Source organism: Pseudomonas sp. KH_021 (genome assembly GCF_057838865.1).
In genome coordinates this window covers 332,791-350,376 of record NZ_CM174477.1, presented here as the reverse complement: position 1 = coordinate 350,376, position 17,586 = coordinate 332,791, and the positions used below count along the sequence as shown (strand labels likewise).

Sequence of the window (17,586 nt, the reverse complement as noted above, 5' to 3'; positions counted from 1 at the left end):
TTATTGACCGGGCGCACTTTGGCGCCAGGCTTGTGATTGGCGCAGCAGGCCACGGGAAGCCCAAGCGAGCAGCAAGGAGACCGTGGCCGAGGTCAGCAGAATCAGGGTCGACATCGCTGCCGCACCGCCCACGTTGCCCGCGTCATCCATGTTCAGGACGGCCACGGCCGCCAGGATGGTGTCGGGGCTGTAGAGGAAGATGGCGGCCGATACGGTGGTCATCGCCGAGACGAACAGGTAGCGAATGATATCCAGCAAGGCCGGCAGGCAGATCGGCACAGTGACGCGCATGAAGTGCCGGTACAACGGCGCCTTGAGCGACAGCGCGGCGGCCTCGAACTCGCCGTCGAGCTGACGCAGGGCGGTGGTCGCGGTCATCTGCGCGGTGGTCAGGTAATGGCTGATGGTGCAGACCACCAGCAAGGCCATGGTTCCGTAGAACACATGCAGCGGGTTGCCGTTGAGGTTGAAGAAGAACACATAGCCCAGGCCCAGCACCAAGCCCGGCACGGCCATGGGTATAAAGCTGAGCATGCGCAGGATCAGGTTGAGGCTGCGTTGCCCGCCGGTTTTTTCCATCAGGTAGCTGCCGGTGAAGATCACCACACTGCCGATCAATGCCGTCGCCAAGGCCATGGTCAGGCTGTTGCGATAGGCCAGCCAACCACCGCCAGCGGTTTCGTCAAACTGGTAATGCTTGAACGACAGCGACAAGTTGTAAGGCCAGAACTTCACCAGCGAGGAGTAGACAGCCATGCCCACCACGGCCAGCAAGGCGGCGCACACCAGCACCACGAAGGCCAGGTAACAACCGTCACGCAGTCGCGACGGCACCGGCTTGAATACCTGGGCACGACCGCTCATGGAGTCCCCATGACGACGGCGCAGCCAGGCATCCACGCCAAAGCTCAACAGCGCCGGCAGCAGCAAGACCATACCGATCAAGGCGCCACGACCAAACTGTTGCTGGCCCACGACAGCCTTGTAGGCTTCCAGGGCGAGCACTTGATAATCGCCACCGACCACAACCGGCACACCGAAATCGGTAATGGTCAGGGTAAACACCAGGCAGAACGCGGCGAACACGGCTTGGCGAGTGGCAGGCCAAGTGATACTGCGGTAGGCGCGCCAGGAGCTTGCGCCCATGCTTGAAGCGGCATCGAACAACCGCGCATCGGCCAACGACAAGGCCGACAGCAGAATCATCAGGGCATGGGGAAAGGTATAGATCACCTCACCCAGCACGATGCCCCAAAAGCCATAGATGTTGTCGGACAGCAGCCCGCGCAGCAGGCCCTGGTTGCCGAACAGGTACACCAGTGCAATGCCGGGCAGCATCGAGGGTGCCAGCAACGGCAACAGCGAAATACCGCGCCACACGACCTTGCCCGGAATCAGCGTGCGCTGCAGGGCGTAGGCAAACAGGTAGGCAATCGGAACCACAATGGCCGCGACGCTCAGCGAGACTTTCAGACTATTGCCCAGCAACCAGTGGAAGTTGGCGCTGGTGAACAGCTCACGAGCCGCGACCAGCCCGCCCCCCTGCCCGTCCTGGGCACTGAAACCGCGCCAGAAGATCGCCATGAGCGGCATCAACACCGCCACGGTCAACAACACCAACAGCAGCCATTTGCCGCCGACCACGAACAAGCGGTCACCCAGGGCGACGCCGGCCTTGTCCTTCGTTTGCTTGTGCGACAGTGGCACGCTCATTTGCACGGCCATCTCAGGCAAACACCTGAAGGCTGCGGGGCGGCAAGGCTACCCAGATCGACTGCGAACCCAGGCGCGGCATCGACTCGGGTGCAACCTCGGCGGTCAATGCATGGCCTGGCAAATCATCGAGCTCGAAGCTCATGCGACAGCGGTTACCCAAGAAAGTGATTTCTTGTACCCGAGCGGCGAACAGGTTTTCTTCGTGGACAGGCGGATTGACACTGATGGCCTCCGGTCGGCAAAACAGGCGGCCGCGATCAGCACTGCCGGCATCCGGTGCCAGGCGCATATTCAAGGCTCCGACCTGGGCATGGCTTGCGCTGCTGCGCTGGAACGGCAGCCAGTTACCCTGGCCCACAAACTCGGCGACAAACGGCGTCGCGGGTTTGTCGTAGATCTCCTGCGGGGTCGCGTATTGCTCGACCTTGCCGTTGTTCATCACGGCAATGCGGTCAGCCATCAGCATGGCTTCGTCCTGATTGTGGGTCACCATCAAGGTGGTGATCCCCAACTGGCGCTGCAGCTGGCGCAATTCGGTACACAGATGCTCACGCACTCGGGCGTCGAGGGCCGACATCGGCTCGTCGAGCAGCAATAACGAAGGGGCCGGGGCCAACGCACGCGCCAGGGCTACCCGTTGCTGTTGGCCACCCGACAATTGGCCCGGGTATTTTTTCTCACTGCCGGTCAGGCCCACCAGTTCGAGCATCTGCGCGACGCGCTGACGGACTTCATCGCGACCGCTGCCAGTCAGGCCGTAGGCAATGTTGTCTTCCACGGTGAGGTTGGGGAACAGCGCGTAGGACTGGAACAGAATCCCGTAGTCACGGGCCTGTGGCGCCAAGTTGGAGATGTCCCTGTCGCCAATATAGAGCGTGCCACGGTCCTGTCGCTCAAGGCCGGCGATGCAACGCAGCAAGGTGGTCTTGCCGCACCCGGACGGTCCCAGCAGGCAAACCAACTCACCGGCGGCCACATCAAGGGAAACATCGTCCAGCGCGGTAAAGGCGCCAAAACGTTTGTGGATGCCGCGCACCTTCATCTGTGCGCCCGGGTTTGCAATCGCAGTGTTCATGGCAGGACCTCATCTAGCAGATGCAGGCCATCCTAGGGAGCGATTGCGAAGGGGATGTGGCAGTGAGGCAAAAGCTGCCGATAGTGGTATAGGCAAATTTGGGTTGGCCCTTGCGCCCGACTGCTTGCTGCTTGCTGCTTGCTGCTTGCTGCTTGCTGCTTGCTGCTTGCTGTAGGAGCCAGCCTTGGCTGCGATGGCCGCGCCGCGGTGTCTGCTATGAACCGAGGCGATGCCATCGCAGCCAAGGCTGGCTCCTACAGGGACAGGGCGCAGACCTCTTGCGCCACGCCGAGGAAAGCCGCCGGCAAGCGCGCCTGGCGACGCTCCTTGAGGCAATACAGGTACTCATGCATCACCGGCGCCCCTTCGAGTGCCAGCACTCGCAATTCCGGGTTATGCGGCACTTCATGGCGGGCAATGATGCTGATGCCGATGTTGCGCAGCACCGCTTCGCGGATCGACTCGCGGCTGCCAATCTCAAGTAAAGAGCCGACTGCAACCGAGGACGCTCGCAGCATCTCCTCGGTCAACAGACGAGTCGTCGAGCCCGATTCGCGCATCAGCAGGCAATGACCGGCCAATGCGTCAATGGGTACGGACTCAAGCTTGGCCAACGGATGATTGCGGTGGACAGCCACCACCAACGGATCCGAGCCCAACACCCGCCGTACCAGCCGTGCATCCTCGACCAATTGAGAAGACGCTGCCAGATCAACCCGAAAATCCTCGAGCATCTCCAGCACCTGTTGGGAATTACCGATTTCCACCGACACTTCGACTTGAGGCAGGCGCTCACGAAAGATCTTTACCAGATCGAGTATGTAGTAGGGCGCAGTCGCCGCGATGCGTAAAGCGCCCTGCCCCTGGCCGCTGTTGCGCAGGAAGAACTCGATATCGGACTCCTGCTGTAACAGTGCCTTGACCATCGGCAGCAATTTCGCCCCATCGTCGCTTAGTGTCAGGCGCCTTCCGCCGCGGTAGAACAACTCAACGGCGTATTGACTCTCCAGGTTGCGAATCTGGGTGGTCACCGTGGGCTGGCTCAACCCCAGTTTCTTGGCGGCCAAGGTAATGCTGCCCAACCGAGCCACCATGTAAAACGCCTTCAACTCGGCACTGAGCATCACATCCTCTGTTAACACGCTTGTTCAATGCACGACATCTTACGCAAGTCTCGCCACGTCGGCAGTGGTTGCCAAGTGCAGACCCTGTAGCCACTATAGGCTAGACACCCCAGGAGGTCTTCGTCATGAAAATCGGAGAACTGGCCAAGGCAACCGACTGCCAGGTCGAGACCATTCGCTACTACGAGCGGGAAAACCTGCTACCCGAACCCGCCCGCAGCGAAGGCAATTACCGCCTCTACACCCAGGCGCACGTCGAGCGCCTGACCTTCATCCGCAACTGCCGCACCCTGGACATGACGCTGGAGGAAATTCGCAGCCTACTTAGACTGCGCGACAGCCCCGCCGATGCCTGCGAAAGCGTCAATGTCCTGGTGGATGAGCATATCCACCACGTCAAGGCGCGTATCGATGGGCTGTTGGCGCTGCAGGAGCAGTTGGTGGAACTGCGCCAACGCTGCAACGCACCGAACCCGGTGGATCAGTGTGCAATCTTGCAGCAGTTGGAAGTCAGCGGTGGGGTGACGGCGCCAGAGGCGGAGCCTTCGCATGTGGGTAGAAGCCACGGGCATTGATACCCGTGGCGTGCTCAGGTTTCAGACCGCCATGGGCGCGGTCATGGGCGCATGGTGCTCGTAGCCTTCGAGGCTGAAGTCGCCTGGCTCGATCAATTCCAGCCACTCTGGCTGGTAGACGCCCGTCTTGGCGAACTCTGGCACCCGGTCGCTGATGACCAGCTTGGGCGCCGCCAGCGGCTCGCGCTTGAGCTGCTCGTTGAGCATGTCCAGATGGTTTTCGTAGACGTGCGCATCACCGATGAAATAGGTGAACCAGCGCGGCGTGTAGCCGGTCAGGCGCCCTACCAGAGACAGTAATGCAGCGCCTTCGGTCAGGTTGAACGGCGTGCCCAGCCCCAGGTCGTTGGAGCGAATGTAGAGAGTCAGGGAGATTTCCTTGGTCTCGACGTTCGGGTGGAACTGGTACAGCAGGTGGCACGGCGGCAGCGCCATTTCATCGAGTTGGGCGCAGTTCCAGCCGTGGAACAGAATGCGGCGGCTGCCCGGGTCGTTGATGATGGTGTCGACGCACTGGCGAATCTGGTCGATGGCCTTGTACAACACTACAAAGGCTTCGCCGTCTTCTTCGGCCTCAGCGATCTGCTGGTAACCCTGGCTGCGAGCCAGTTCGATGGCGGCCGGGTTGCTCAGCGGGATACGCTTGTAGGCCGGCCACTGGCGCCATTGCACGCCGTAGATCTCGCCCAAATCGTCGGTGCCCTGGCGGAATGGGTTGGCCAGCCACTGAGCGTTTTCGTTGGCATTCTGGTCCCACACCTTGCAGCCCAGCTCACGAAACTCGCCGGCGTTTTTCACGCCACGCAAAAAGCCGACCATCTCGCCAATGGCCGACTTGAAGGCCAGGCGGCGTGTGGTAATCGCTGGAAAGCCTTCCTGCAAATCGAAGCGCAGCATGGCGCCTGGAAAGCTGATGGTCCGAACACCGGTGCGGTTGCCCTGCAGGGTGCCGTTTTTGATCACATGAGCGACCAGATCAAGATATTGCTTCATGACTTACCTGTATCGAGGCGGGCAGGGCTTGTGGCCTTGCCCTGCTGAATTTAAAGCGCTGCGCCCTTGGTGGTCGGCGCGCGGTGGTAGGCCCACCAGATCAAGCCTAGCCCACCGAGTATCATCGGCACGCACAGGACCTGGCCCATGGTCAGCCAGCCGAAGGCCAGATAGCCCAATTGGGCGTCCGGCACACGGACGAACTCGACGATGAAGCGGAAGATCCCGTAGAACAGGGCAAACATGCCAGACACAGCCATGGTTGGCCGTGGCTTGCGTGAAAATGCCCAGAGAATCAGGAACAGTGCCACACCTTCCAGGGCAAATTGGTAAAGCTGCGACGGATGGCGCGGTAATTGCGCCGGATCGCTGAACGGCGGGAAGACCATCGCCCATGGCACATCAGTCGGCTTGCCCCAGAGCTCGGCGTTGATGAAGTTGCCGATCCGCCCAGCGCCCAGGCCAATCGGTACCAGCGGCGCAATAAAGTCCATCAGTTCAAAAAACGACTTGTTATTGCGCTTGCCGAACCACAAGGCCGCCAACATCACGCCGATAAAACCGCCGTGGAACGACATGCCGCCCTTCCAGACTTCAAAGATCAGCGTCGGGTTGGCCAGATAGGCGTGCAGGTCATAGAACAGCACATAGCCCAGGCGCCCGCCGACGATGACGCCCATGGCGCACCAGAATACAAGGTCCGAGAGTTTCTCACGGCTCCAGGTCGGATCGAAGCGGTGCAGTCTGGCCGAAGCCATTAACCAGGCACCGCCGATACCGACCAGGTACATCAAGCCGTACCAGTGAATTTTCAGCGGACCAATGGCCAAGGCCACAGGGTCGATCTGCGGGTAAGGCAGCATGGTGACTCCTTCTTTAGAGCAAAAAACTCAAGCCAACACAGAACAACAGTGCGGCGAACAGCCGTTTGAGCAAGCGCGGCGACAGTTTGTGCGCCAAGCGAGCACCGTAACGGGCGAAAAACATGCTGGTCAGGGCGATCCCCAGCAATGCCGGTAAATAGATGAATCCCAGGCTATGGGGTGGCAACAGCGGGTCATGCCAACCCAGCACCATGAAACTCAAGGCACTGGCCACGGCAATCGGAAAGCCGCACGCCGAGGACGTTGCTACCGCCTGCTGCATCGGCACACTGCGCCAGGTCAGGAAGGGCACGGTCAGCGACCCACCGCCAATGCCGAAAATGGCCGACGCCCAGCCAATCACACTGCCGGCTGCAGTCAGGCCGGCCTTGCCGGGCACTGTGTTACTGGCCTTGGGCTTGAGGTCCAGGGCCATCTGCACGGCCACGAACAGGGCGAACACGCCGATGATTTTTTGCAGGTGCGGGCCTTGGATCAAGGAGGCGGTTTTTGCCCCGACACCGGCACCGATCAGAATCCCCAAGGTCATCCAGACAAAAATCGGCCAGCGCACGGCACCGCGGCGATGGTGCTCGCGAATGGCATTGACCGAAGTGAAAATGATCGTGGCCAGCGATGTTCCGACCGCCAAGTGTGTCAGCACCGAAGCATCAAAGCCCTGTAGGGTGAAACTGAGCACCAGCACCGGCACGATGATGATCCCGCCGCCCACGCCAAATAGCCCGGCGAGCACCCCCGCACAAGCGCCCAGCACCAGATAGAGCAGAAATTCCATTGTTGCCCCCGAAATGAGTTCGGCATGGTAACGGAAGCCGGGGTCTTGGCTCTAGTGAAGACGATGGATAGCTTTCAGGAGTGTGGGTAGAGTGGGCTAAATCACTGGGATCGAGCCTATGTGTCTGATTGTGTTTGCCTGGCGCCCCGGCCATGCCCAGCCGCTTATCGTTGCGGCCAACCGCGACGAATTTTATGCCCGACCTACCCAGCCCTTGGCGGCTTGGGAGGAATATCCCGGGGTGTATGCCGGCCGAGACCTGGAGGCGGGTGGCACCTGGCTTGGCATTGGCCCGCAGGGGCGTTTCGCTGCGCTGACCAATATTCGTAATCCTAACCAGCCGCTGGGAAGGCGTTCGCGGGGTGAGTTGGTGGCCGGGTTCCTGACGGGCACGCAGTCCATTGATCAATATTTGAACGAAGTGGCCAGGCGATCGGACGATTACGCCGGGTTCAACCTGCTGGTCGGCACACACGATCAATTGGCGTACCTAAGCGCTATCGACCCGATTCCCAGATATCTGGCAGCGGGCGTCTATGGCGTCTCCAACGCGGACCTCGACACGCCCTGGCCCAAGCTGCTGAAGGCCCGCTCGGCCTTACAGGCGCACATCGATGCTCCCGACCCGCAGGCACTGCTGGCATTATTGAGTGACCCGCAACCGGCCGCCTTTGCCGAACTGCCGGATACCGGCGTGGGGCTGGCGACTGAATGCCTGCTGTCGAGTGTGTTCATCGCCAGCCCCAGCTACGGGACACGGGCCAGCACCGTGCTGATTGTCGGGGCCGATGGGTCCAGGCGAATGATAGAACGCAGTTTCGGGCCCTATGGAGGGCATCTGGGAGAAGTACAGCTCGACCTGATGTAGGAGCCAGCCTTGGCTGCGATGGCCATAGGTATCTACACAACTCTGGGGCAGCGCGGCTCTTGTAGCCGCTGCCGAGGTACGAGGCTGCGATCGGCGGCGAAGCCGTCGTAAATTCAGGCCCTTCGGTGTGCCTGATGGATTACGGTCTCAGGTTTTACGGCCGCTTCGCTGCCGATCGCAGCCTCGTACCTCGTCAGCGGCTACATTCGTAGCAGTACGCCAAAAAATGTGTAGATACCTATGCTGCGATGGCCTCACCGCGGTGTATCAGGTAAACCGCGGAGCGTTCATCGCGACTAAAGTCTGCTCCTACAGTTTCTTCGGGGAGGCTGGGGTGATCATTCGCGCCAGGCCCAGGTTTTTCAGCTCCAGCTGCAAGGTGCTGTGGATAACCTGCGGGTTGTCGATGGTCATGACCTGGCTGAGCATTTCCCTGGATTTACTCATGTTGATCTGGCGCAGCATCCACTTGACCTTTGGCAGGTTGGTGGCGTTCATCGACAAGCTGTCAAAACCCATCGCCATCAACAGCACAGCGGCGGCTGGATCGCCCGCCATCTCGCCGCAAATACTCACCGGCTTACCTTCGGCGTGAGCTTCAGTGACGACATGCTGCAAGGCCTGTAAAACCGCCGGGTGCATGTAGTCGTAAAGATCGGCGACCCGCGGGTTGTTGCGGTCTACCGCCAGCAGGTATTGGGTCAGGTCGTTGGAGCCGACCGAAAGGAAATCCACCTGCCGGGCCAGCTCACGGGTCTGGTACACCGCTGCCGGAATCTCGATCATCACTCCCACCGGCGGCATCGGCACGTCGGTGCCCTCGTCGCGCACTTCACCCCAGGCACGGTGGATCAGGTGCAGGGCTTCTTCCAGTTCATGGATACCGGAAATCATCGGCAGCAGGATACGCAGGTTGTTCAGGCCTTCGCTGGCCTTGAGCATGGCGCGGGTCTGGACCAGGAAGATTTCCGGGTGGTCGAGCGTGACCCGAATACCACGCCAGCCCAAAAACGGGTTGTCTTCCTTGATCGGGAAGTACGACAGCGCCTTGTCGCCGCCGATGTCCAGGCTGCGCATGGTCACCGGCAACGGATGGAAGGCGGTCAGTTGCTCGCGGTAAATCGCCAGCTGCTCCTTCTCGCTCGGAAAACGCTGCTGGATCATGAACGGCACTTCGGTTCGGTACAGGCCCACCCCTTCGGCGCCACGTTGCTGGGCGCGGGCCACATCGGCCAGCAGGCCAGTGTTGACCCACAGCGGCATGCGGTGGCCGTCGAGGGTTACGCACGGCAATTCGCGCAGCGCATCGAGGCCCTGGGACAGCTGGCGTTCTTCTTCCACCACCACCGCGAACTGCTTGCTGAGCACTTCACTGGGGTTGGTGTAGACCTCGCCGTGATAGCCGTCGACGATCATCCCAATGCCATCGACCTTCGAATATGGCAGGTCGACCAGGCCCATCACCGTCGGGATGCCCATGGCACGCGCCAGAATCGCGACGTGGGAGTTGCCTGAACCCAATACCGACACCAGGCCGACCAGCTTGCCCTCCGGCACCTCGCCCAGCATCGCCGGGGTCAGCTCTTCACTGACCAGAATGGAGTTGTCGGGGTAGACCAGGGTCTGATGACGAGCCTCTTGCAGATACGCCAGCAACCGTCGGCCCAGGTCCTTGACGTCCGATGCACGCTCGCGCAGGTAGGCGTCGTCCATCAATTCAAAGCGGTTGACGTGCTCGACCACCACCTGGCGCAAGGCGCCCTGGGCCCACTGGCCGGTCTTGATGACCTGCACCACTTCACCGCCCAGCGCGGCGTCTTCGAGCATCATCAGGTAGACATCGAACAAGGCCCGCTCTTCTGGCCGCAGCTGGGTCGCAAGCTTGGCCGACAGAGTGCGCATGTCGGCGCGCACACCTTCCAGGGCATTGTTGAAGAGTTTGAGTTCGGCCTGGATATCGGTGACGGTCTTGTCCGGCACCACATCCAGGTCGGCCGGTGGCAGCATCACCACCGCCGTGCCCACCGCGGCGCCCGGAGAGCCCGGTACACCGACAAACTTGGCTTCCTGGATGCCCTTGCCCTGGCGGCCCAGGCCGCGAATGGAGCCGGTCGCCTCGGCATGGGCGATAACCCCGGCCAACTGCGCGCTCATGGTCACCAGGAACGCTTCTTCGCCCTCGTCGAACTGGCGACGCTCCTTTTGCTGGATAACCAGAACCCCCACCACACGACGGTGGTGAATGATGGGGGCACCCAGGAAGGAGGCGAAGCGTTCTTCACCGGTCTCGGCGAAGTAGCGGTAGCGCGGGTGATCGGCGGCATTTTCCAGGTTCAGCGGTTCTTCACGCGTACCGACCAGACCGACCAGGCCCTCGTTAGGGGCCATGCTGACCTTGCCGATCGAGCGTTTGTTCAAACCCTCGGTGGCCATCAGCACAAAGCGGTTGGATTCTGGATCAAGCAAGTAGACCGAGCAGACCTGGCTGCCCATGGCCTCCTTGACGCGCATGACAATGATCCCCAACGCCGACTTGAGATCTTTGGCGGAGTTAACTTCCTGGACGATCTTGCGCAGCGTATTGAGCATGGCTCGGGGTCGAACTCCGTCGTCAGTCGCGCGCCAGCAGGCGCGGGGCAAGCTCTTTTAGTGCGCGGCGGTATACCTCGCGCTTGAATGTCACCACCTGGCCCAACGGATACCAATAGCTGACCCAACGCCAGCCATCGAATTCCGGTTTACCGGTCAAATCCATCCTCACCCGCTGCTCATTGGAAACCAGGCGCAGCAGGAACCACTTCTGTTTCTGGCCGATGCACAGCGGCTGGCTGTGCGTCCTGACCAGACGTTGGGGTAAACGATAACGCAACCAGCCACGGGTGCAGGCAAGAATTTCCACGTCCTGGCGTTCCAGCCCTACTTCTTCGTTCAGCTCGCGGTACAAGGCATCTTCTGGCGTCTCCTGAGGGTTGATACCTCCCTGGGGAAACTGCCAGGCATCCTGGTTGATACGCCGCGCCCATAGCACCTGACCGGCATCATTCGTCAGAATAATCCCGACATTGGGGCGGAAACCATCGGGGTCGATCACGGCAGCAACCTCGCAAACGCATGTCCCCGCATTGTTCCACAAAGCTTGGGAAGGCAGCAACGCACCGGCCTACCTTATGTGCACTGTTGTGAAAAGACCGTATTCTGTGGACCTTTTCTGAACTTCACGCGAGAGACTTCAATGCGCTTGGCTATATTCGACCTGGACAACACCCTGCTTGGCGGCGACAGCGACCACGCTTGGGGCGACTACCTGTGTGAACGCAAGATCCTTGACCCGGTTCAATACAAGAACCGCAACGATGAGTTCTACCAGGACTATCTGGCTGGCAAGCTGGACTTGAATGCCTACCTGGAGTTCACCCTGGAAATCCTGGCGAGGACCGAGATGGCCCAGCTCGACAAATGGCACGGTGATTTCATGCGTGACTGCATCGAGCCGATCATGCTGCCCAAGGCCCTGGCGCTGCTGGACAAGCACCGCGCCGCCGGCGACAAGCTGGTGATTATCACGGCCACCAACCGCTTCGTCACAGGCCCTATTGCCAAACGCTTGGGCGTTGAGACGCTACTGGCAACCGAATGCGAAATGGTAGACGGGCGCTACACCGGTCGCAGTACCGATATACCGTGCTTTCGTGAAGGCAAGGTGACGCGCCTGAACCGCTGGCTGGAAGAGACAGGATTGAACCTGGAAGACAGCTACTTCTATAGCGACTCGATGAATGACCTGCCGCTGCTCGAGCAAGTGGCTCACCCGATAGCGGTGGACCCGGACCCGAACCTGAAGGCTGAAGCCGAGCGTCGGGGCTGGAAAGTGATCTCGCTGCGGGGTTAAAACTGGCACTCTGGGTAGGAGCCGGCTTTAGCCGCGATGAACGCACCGCGGTTTGCCTGATGCACCGCGGTGCGTTCATCGCGGCTAAAGCCGGCTCCTACACTGGGATTCAAACCGGTTTGATCAGCATCAATACCAACACGGCGACAAACATCACCCCCGCCACCGCGGCCAGCCCCGCTGCCCAGCCCGCTCGCCCCAAGCGTCCTGGCAGCAACAGCCAGCACAGGCAACCGACCGTATAAAGCAATGCCCCGCCCAGCAGCCAGGTTTGCCCCAGCGACCAGCCGACCGTGTGCACCAGCCACCAGCCACTGAAAGGCAGGCTGAGCAAGCCCAGCCCCATCAGCAACCAGACAAACAACCACGGCCGCCGCGCAAGGCCCGTATAACCTTGCGCCCGCATCCGCCAGGCGCCAAACACCAAGGCTGCCGTGCAACCAAACACCACCAGGGTGCCCAAACCATGGGCCAGCTTGAGTGCCGTCAACGTTTCCATATCATCGCCCTGAAGCCCAACCGATCCACTGAGCGTAGCAGTGCCTGTCAGCCCAGGAACAGTTGGTAGGCCGGGTTGTCCGACTCATCCCAATAGGGGTAACCGATGGCTGCCAAGGCTTCGGGTACCAGATGCCGTTCGTCGTCTGGCACCTGCAGGCCGGCGACCACTCGACCATCCGCCGCACCGTGGTTGCGGTAGTGGAACATCGAGATATTCCAGCGCCCACCCAGCTTGTTCAGGAAGTTGAACAGCGCGCCCGGCCGCTCGGGGAACTCGAAACGCAGCACCAATTCGTCACTGACCCGCGCCGCACGGCCACCGACCATATGGCGGATATGCATCTTGGCCAGTTCGTTGTCGGTCAAATCCTGCACCGGAAACCCCTGGGCCGTCAGGCTGTCGAGCAGTGCGCTGCGCGGGTCGTTGTCGGGGTGGGTTTGCACGCCGACGAAGATATGAGCTTCGCCTTCATTGTGATAGCGGTAGTTGAATTCGGTGATCTGGCGCTTGCCAATGGCTTCGCAGAACGCCTTGAAGCTGCCCGGTTTCTCCGGGATGGTCACGGCAATGATCGCCTCACGGCCTTCGCCAAGCTCGGCACGCTCGGCCACATGGCGCAGACGGTCAAAATTGACATTGGCGCCCGAGTCGATGGCCACCAGGGTCTGGCCACTGATGTTGCGCGACTCCACATAGCGCTTGATCCCCGCAACACCCAAGGCGCCGGCTGGTTCGGTAATCGAGCGGGTATCGTCGTAAATATCCTTGATGGCCGCACAGATTTCATCCGTGCTGACGGTGATCACTTCATCCACATAGTGGCGGCAGATATCAAAGGTATGTTGACCGATCTGCGCAACCGCCACGCCATCGGCAAATAGGCCGACCTGGCCGAGTACCACGCGCTCGCCCGCAGCCATGGCCGCCTGCAGGCAATTGGAATCGTCCGGCTCGACGCCGATCACCTTGACCTCAGGGCGCAGGTATTTGACGTAGGCCGCGATCCCGGCAATCAGCCCGCCGCCGCCGACCGGGACAAAGATCGCATCGAGCCGGCCGGGGTGCTGGCGCAGGATCTCCATGGCCACGGTGCCTTGGCCGGCGATGGTGTCCGGGTCGTCATAAGGGTGGATATAAACGTAGCCCTTTTCATCCACCAGCTTGAGCGAGTAGGCCAGCGCCTCGGGAAACGTGTCGCCATGCAGCACGACTTTGCCGCCACGCGAACGCACACCCTCGACCTTGATTTCGGGGGTTGTCTTGGGCATCACGATAGTGGCCTTGATACCCAGCTCGCGGGCGGCCAGCGCCACACCCTGGGCATGGTTGCCGGCCGATGCCGTTACCACGCCACGCGCCAGTTCTTCGGGCTTCAGCTGCGCCATTTTGTTGTAGGCGCCGCGAATCTTGAACGAGAACACCGGCTGCAGGTCCTCACGCTTGAGCAGCACCTGATTGCCCAGACGCTTGGACAGCTGGCCAGCCGCTTGCAGCGGGGTTTCCACGGCAACATCGTAAACGCGCGAGGTAAGAATCTTTTTGACGTACTGTTCAAGCATCGGAAAGCATCACTGACGATCGAGGGCGGGAACCCCCGAGTCTACCCCGACGTTGCGTCGGACGACCACAGCAAAGCCAAGGTTTTACCCACACATGGGGCTATAATGCCGGCCTTTACGTTACTCCTTGCCCGCTTCGGAGCCCGCATGACCCAGGACCAACTCAAACAGGCTGTCGCCCAGGCCGCTGTCGATTTCATTCTGCCCAAGCTAGATGACAAGAGCATCGTTGGCGTGGGTACCGGTTCGACCGCCAACTGTTTTATTGATGCCCTGGCCCAGCATAAAGGCGCTTTCGATGGCGCGGTCGCCAGCTCCGAAGCCACTGCGGCACGCCTGAAGGGTCACGGTATCCCGGTGTACGAACTGAACACGGTCAGCGACCTTGAGTTCTACATCGACGGCGCCGACGAGAGCGACGAGCACCTGAACCTGATCAAAGGCGGTGGCGCAGCCCTGACCCGCGAGAAAATCGTCGCGGCCGTGGCCAAGACCTTTATCTGCATCGCCGACGGCAGCAAGTTGGTGCCGGTGCTGGGCGCTTTCCCGCTGCCAGTCGAAGTGATTCCCATGGCCCGCAGCCATGTTGCCCGCCAACTGGTGAAGCTGGGCGGCGACCCGGTCTACCGCGAAGGCGTTATCACCGACAACGGCAACATCATTCTCGATGTGTTCAACCTACAGATCACCAACCCGGTGGAGCTGGAAGCGCAGATCAATGCCATTGTCGGCGTGGTCACCAACGGTCTGTTCGCGGCGCGGCCGGCGGACCTGCTGTTGCTGGGCACGGCTGAAGGCGTGAAAACCCTGTAGGAGCCAGCCTTGGCTGCGATGGCCACACCGCGGTATATCTGGTGTACGGCGGTGATGCCATCGCGACGGTTCGGCGCTCCGACAAGCTCTGCTCCTACAGCGGTTTCTTGAAGACGTAGAACAGGTTCGGCTCGCTGACCAGGTAGATCGTCCCTTCGCCATCCATCGCGATCCCTTCGGCCTGCGGCACAGTGCGAGACAGGCCTTGTTTGCCCTTGCTCAACGACAGGCTGCTGATCGGCCGTCCATCCACATCAAGTTCCAGCAACAGCCGCGACTCTTCAGACAATGCCAGCAGGTGCCCAGTGCGCGCATCGAACTGCAAACTCGATAGATCCCGCACGAACAGGCCCTTGTCACGCTGGCTGTTTTGCACCACATGCACCGAATACGACTGATCTGTTGGCCCGTGCGGGAAGCCCTGGACCTCATAGATCAACATCGGGTCACGCTCCTTGGCGATAAACAGGCGTTTGCCGGCCACGTCATAGCCCAGCCCTTCGAAACCCTTGTTGCCGCCCGGACCAAACTGCAGAATCAGTTGCTCGGCATTCTGGGCATCGACGACCTGGGTATCGTCTGACAGATGTATCTTGATCAACCGCTGCCCGCGCTCATCGGCTATCACATAAAGGTTGGGCCCGATGTACTCGATCGCCTCCGGGTCGCCGAAACCGACCAGAGGCATGCGCCGCAGAATGCGACCCTCCAGCGACAGCTCGATCAGCTCGGACTGGGCATTGGTGAGGGTAAACAGCGTGCGTCGGTCAGGGTTGTAGGTCAGCGCTGAAAGATCATCCGCCACGCCTTCGACAGGCCTGGCCTCAATCACCACGCGGTAATCGTCAAGGCCGATGGCGTGTTCAAAAGGCTTCTGCCAGACCGTCCAGTTAAACCAGGCGCGCTCGAAAAAGCGGAAGTGTTGGCCGGCAAGCCCTGCCATCAGCAGGGCAGCGACGATAAACAAATAGAGGAAGCGACGCATTAAGGTAACTCAAAGAAGTTCGGCCGGCAGGTAAGCACATCAAACTGAAACCAGGCTTAACGGCGCTTGGGGACGAACCGATAGAACAGGTTGGGTTCGCTGACCATATAGATGTTACCGGCTTCATCCAAGGCCACGCCCTCGGCACGAGGAATGGTCTTGTCCAACCCGTTGAAACCCTGCAGCAACGTGATGAAGCTGACCTGTTCGCCGTTGTCATCCAGCTCCATCAGCAGGTGCGAATCAGCTGACAACACCAGCAAATGCCCGGTGCGCGGGTCAATCGCCAGAGCAGAGAGGTTGCGCATATCCAGGTCTTTGTTGGCCAGCTTGGCCTTGTTGCCCTGCAATGGCGCGCTACCGTCGCTTTTCCAAGTAAACAGTGCCGGTGGTCGCTCTTCGCCGAGGATCAGTTGCTGATGCTTGGGATCCCAGGCAATCCCTTCAAAGGCCTTGTTCTGATTGGCCGAAGGGCCCAGGTCGTATTGGGGAAAATCCTTGATATCCAGTGACTGGGTTGACGCATCCACAGTGACAATCGTCAGGCTGTGATTTCGCTCATCCGCAATCGCCAGGTGCTGGCCATCGAGTACGGCAACGCCTTCAGGGTTGGACCAACCTACCAGCGGCATTTTACGCAACACGTCGCCGTCCAGATTCAATTCAACCAGGAACGGGTTCTTGCCCATGACAGAAAACAGGGTTTTGGTCGTCGGGTTATAAGAAAGGTCCGACGCTTCATCGTCTTCCATACCCGGCAATACCTTGGCATTGATGTCGGCTCGATAGTCGGGAAGCCAGACGCTTTGCTGCCGCGCCACGCTGCTGACGAAGCGCTCCTTGACCCAGAATATCGCCCGATCATCCCAATGCATGGCCATCGACACGCCATAGCCGATGACGGCTAAAACGATCAGCCAGAAAGATGTGCGTCGGTGCAGGCCCTTACGGCCAGTGGAACTCATGGGAACGACCATCGATTACTTCTCTGATTTTTTCGAACAGTAACGCATTACCGGCAAGCCCGGTTGCTGAAAACACGCCTGCATTATGCGAATCGTTTGTGAAAAAAAAGAAAACGACGATCAGGCGACAGCGCTTTCCCAGCCTATGGCCGCCGCCACGGACGGCGGCCAGGGCATCAGAGTACGCGCGTTTCGAAACGGCTGGCGCCGGGCAGCTCCAATACCAGCTCATCGCCCTGCTCCAGCGGGCCGACACCGACGGGTGTCCCGGTCAGGATCACGTCACCGGCCTGCAAGGAAAACATCGCCGCCATGTGCTGGATCATCGGCACAATGGGATTGAGCATCTGGTTACTGCTGCCATCCTGACGAACCTCGCCATTGATGGTCAGACGAATGCCGATATCGGTAAAGTCAGGGAACGTGCTGGCCGGCACGAACGGCGTCAACACGCAGGCACCGTCGAAGGATTTGGACAATTCCCACGGCAAGCCCTTTTCCTTGAGCTTCGATTGCAGGTCACGCAGGGTCAGGTCCAACGCCGGCGCAAAACCGGAAATGGCGTCGACAACTTCCTCGACACTGGGCTTGGTAGACAAGGACTTGCCCAGCAATACCGCAATCTCAGCTTCGTAGTGCACCGCACCCCGGTCAAACGGCAGCGAAAACCCGCCTTCTGCTTCCACTACGCAACTGCCGGGCTTGATAAATAGCAATGGCTCGGTGGGTATCGGATTATTCAGCTCCTTGGCGTGTTCGGCATAGTTGCGGCCGATGCACACCACCTTACCCAACGGATAGTGAACGCGCGTTCCGTCGATATATTGGTGCTGGTAGCTCATTCCCCACTCCTGATGTTTGTT

General features: G+C 60.2%; 17 protein-coding genes. 4 read left to right on the top strand and 13 right to left on the bottom strand.

The window, feature by feature from the left end; translation table 11 throughout:
* From AC3IX4_RS01625 to AC3IX4_RS01615, 3 genes are all read right to left on the bottom strand, one after another.
* The gene (locus AC3IX4_RS01625; RefSeq protein WP_489258954.1) at nucleotides 1–1,713 is read right to left on the bottom strand and encodes a putative 2-aminoethylphosphonate ABC transporter permease subunit; all 1,713 of its coding nucleotides are present in this window, start codon (nucleotides 1,711–1,713) and stop codon (nucleotides 1–3) included.
* A 13-nt stretch (nucleotides 1,714–1,726) separates the two neighbouring features.
* Nucleotides 1,727–2,791 carry a putative 2-aminoethylphosphonate ABC transporter ATP-binding protein gene (locus AC3IX4_RS01620; protein ID WP_489258953.1) on the bottom strand — a complete coding sequence of 355 codons (1,065 nt, stop codon included), beginning with the start codon at nucleotides 2,789–2,791 and terminating at the stop codon, nucleotides 1,727–1,729.
* A gap of 254 nt (nucleotides 2,792–3,045) precedes the next feature.
* The gene (locus AC3IX4_RS01615) at nucleotides 3,046–3,915 is read right to left on the bottom strand and encodes a LysR family transcriptional regulator (RefSeq protein WP_489261187.1); all 870 of its coding nucleotides are present in this window, start codon (nucleotides 3,913–3,915) and stop codon (nucleotides 3,046–3,048) included.
* A gap of 125 nt (nucleotides 3,916–4,040) precedes the next feature.
* On the opposite strand from AC3IX4_RS01615, the gene cadR reads away from it, so the two are divergent.
* On the top strand, nucleotides 4,041–4,490 hold the full coding sequence (gene cadR, locus AC3IX4_RS01610; RefSeq protein WP_489258952.1) for a Cd(II)/Pb(II)-responsive transcriptional regulator: 450 nt from the start codon (nucleotides 4,041–4,043) through the stop codon (nucleotides 4,488–4,490).
* 21 nt (nucleotides 4,491–4,511) lie between these two features.
* On the opposite strand, the gene AC3IX4_RS01605 is transcribed toward cadR, so the two are convergent.
* Genes AC3IX4_RS01605 through AC3IX4_RS01595 form a run of 3 tightly spaced genes read right to left on the bottom strand, consistent with a single transcriptional unit; the run spans nucleotide 4,512 to nucleotide 7,142 of the window.
* Nucleotides 4,512–5,483 carry a thymidylate synthase gene (locus tag AC3IX4_RS01605; RefSeq protein WP_489258951.1) on the bottom strand — a complete coding sequence of 324 codons (972 nt, stop codon included), beginning with the start codon at nucleotides 5,481–5,483 and terminating at the stop codon, nucleotides 4,512–4,514.
* Nucleotides 5,484–5,533: 50 nt separating this feature from the next.
* Nucleotides 5,534–6,346: a prolipoprotein diacylglyceryl transferase gene (gene lgt, locus AC3IX4_RS01600; RefSeq protein WP_489258950.1), complete on the bottom strand. Its 813-nt coding sequence runs from the start codon at nucleotides 6,344–6,346 to the stop codon at nucleotides 5,534–5,536.
* 13 nt (nucleotides 6,347–6,359) lie between these two features.
* A complete protein-coding gene (locus AC3IX4_RS01595; RefSeq protein WP_489258949.1) occupies nucleotides 6,360–7,142 on the bottom strand; it encodes a sulfite exporter TauE/SafE family protein in 783 nt (260 codons plus the stop codon).
* Nucleotides 7,143–7,260: 118 nt separating this feature from the next.
* Between AC3IX4_RS01595 and AC3IX4_RS01590 the strand changes: the two genes are divergently transcribed.
* Complete coding sequence (locus tag AC3IX4_RS01590; RefSeq protein ID WP_489258948.1) at nucleotides 7,261–8,010, top strand: NRDE family protein; 750 nt, start codon at nucleotides 7,261–7,263, stop codon at nucleotides 8,008–8,010.
* A gap of 309 nt (nucleotides 8,011–8,319) precedes the next feature.
* Here the strand turns inward: AC3IX4_RS01590 and ptsP are convergent, their stop codons facing one another.
* On the bottom strand, nucleotides 8,320–10,599 hold the full coding sequence (ptsP, locus tag AC3IX4_RS01585; RefSeq protein ID WP_489258947.1) for a phosphoenolpyruvate--protein phosphotransferase: 2,280 nt from the start codon (nucleotides 10,597–10,599) through the stop codon (nucleotides 8,320–8,322).
* Between the two features lie 22 nt (nucleotides 10,600–10,621).
* The gene (locus AC3IX4_RS01580) at nucleotides 10,622–11,101 is read right to left on the bottom strand and encodes an RNA pyrophosphohydrolase (protein ID WP_166358248.1); all 480 of its coding nucleotides are present in this window, start codon (nucleotides 11,099–11,101) and stop codon (nucleotides 10,622–10,624) included.
* Nucleotides 11,102–11,242: 141 nt separating this feature from the next.
* On the opposite strand from AC3IX4_RS01580, the gene AC3IX4_RS01575 reads away from it, so the two are divergent.
* Nucleotides 11,243–11,899, top strand: coding sequence for a histidinol-phosphatase (locus AC3IX4_RS01575; protein ID WP_489258946.1), 657 nt, complete (start codon nucleotides 11,243–11,245; stop codon nucleotides 11,897–11,899).
* A 109-nt stretch (nucleotides 11,900–12,008) separates the two neighbouring features.
* On the opposite strand, the gene AC3IX4_RS01570 is transcribed toward AC3IX4_RS01575, so the two are convergent.
* The gene (locus AC3IX4_RS01570; RefSeq protein ID WP_489258945.1) at nucleotides 12,009–12,398 is read right to left on the bottom strand and encodes a DUF2269 family protein; all 390 of its coding nucleotides are present in this window, start codon (nucleotides 12,396–12,398) and stop codon (nucleotides 12,009–12,011) included.
* Between the two features lie 47 nt (nucleotides 12,399–12,445).
* Nucleotides 12,446–13,960: a threonine ammonia-lyase, biosynthetic gene (gene ilvA / locus AC3IX4_RS01565; protein WP_489258944.1), complete on the bottom strand. Its 1,515-nt coding sequence runs from the start codon at nucleotides 13,958–13,960 to the stop codon at nucleotides 12,446–12,448.
* Between the two features lie 147 nt (nucleotides 13,961–14,107).
* Here ilvA and rpiA point away from each other — a divergent pair, with 147 nt between their 5' ends.
* Nucleotides 14,108–14,773 carry a ribose-5-phosphate isomerase RpiA gene (gene rpiA / locus AC3IX4_RS01560; protein WP_489258943.1) on the top strand — a complete coding sequence of 222 codons (666 nt, stop codon included), beginning with the start codon at nucleotides 14,108–14,110 and terminating at the stop codon, nucleotides 14,771–14,773.
* Between the two features lie 94 nt (nucleotides 14,774–14,867).
* On the opposite strand, the gene AC3IX4_RS01555 is transcribed toward rpiA, so the two are convergent.
* The 3 genes from AC3IX4_RS01555 to AC3IX4_RS01545 all read right to left on the bottom strand — a co-directional run bounded on the left by AC3IX4_RS01555 (nucleotide 14,868) and on the right by AC3IX4_RS01545 (nucleotide 17,565).
* Nucleotides 14,868–15,758 (bottom strand): SdiA-regulated domain-containing protein, encoded by an 891-nt coding sequence (locus tag AC3IX4_RS01555; RefSeq protein ID WP_489258942.1) that lies wholly within the window; start codon nucleotides 15,756–15,758, stop codon nucleotides 14,868–14,870.
* A 56-nt stretch (nucleotides 15,759–15,814) separates the two neighbouring features.
* Nucleotides 15,815–16,723: an SdiA-regulated domain-containing protein gene (locus AC3IX4_RS01550; RefSeq protein ID WP_489258941.1), complete on the bottom strand. Its 909-nt coding sequence runs from the start codon at nucleotides 16,721–16,723 to the stop codon at nucleotides 15,815–15,817.
* A gap of 176 nt (nucleotides 16,724–16,899) precedes the next feature.
* Nucleotides 16,900–17,565 (bottom strand): fumarylacetoacetate hydrolase family protein, encoded by a 666-nt coding sequence (locus AC3IX4_RS01545; protein ID WP_489258940.1) that lies wholly within the window; start codon nucleotides 17,563–17,565, stop codon nucleotides 16,900–16,902.
* Nucleotides 17,566–17,586 lie beyond the last annotated feature (21 nt).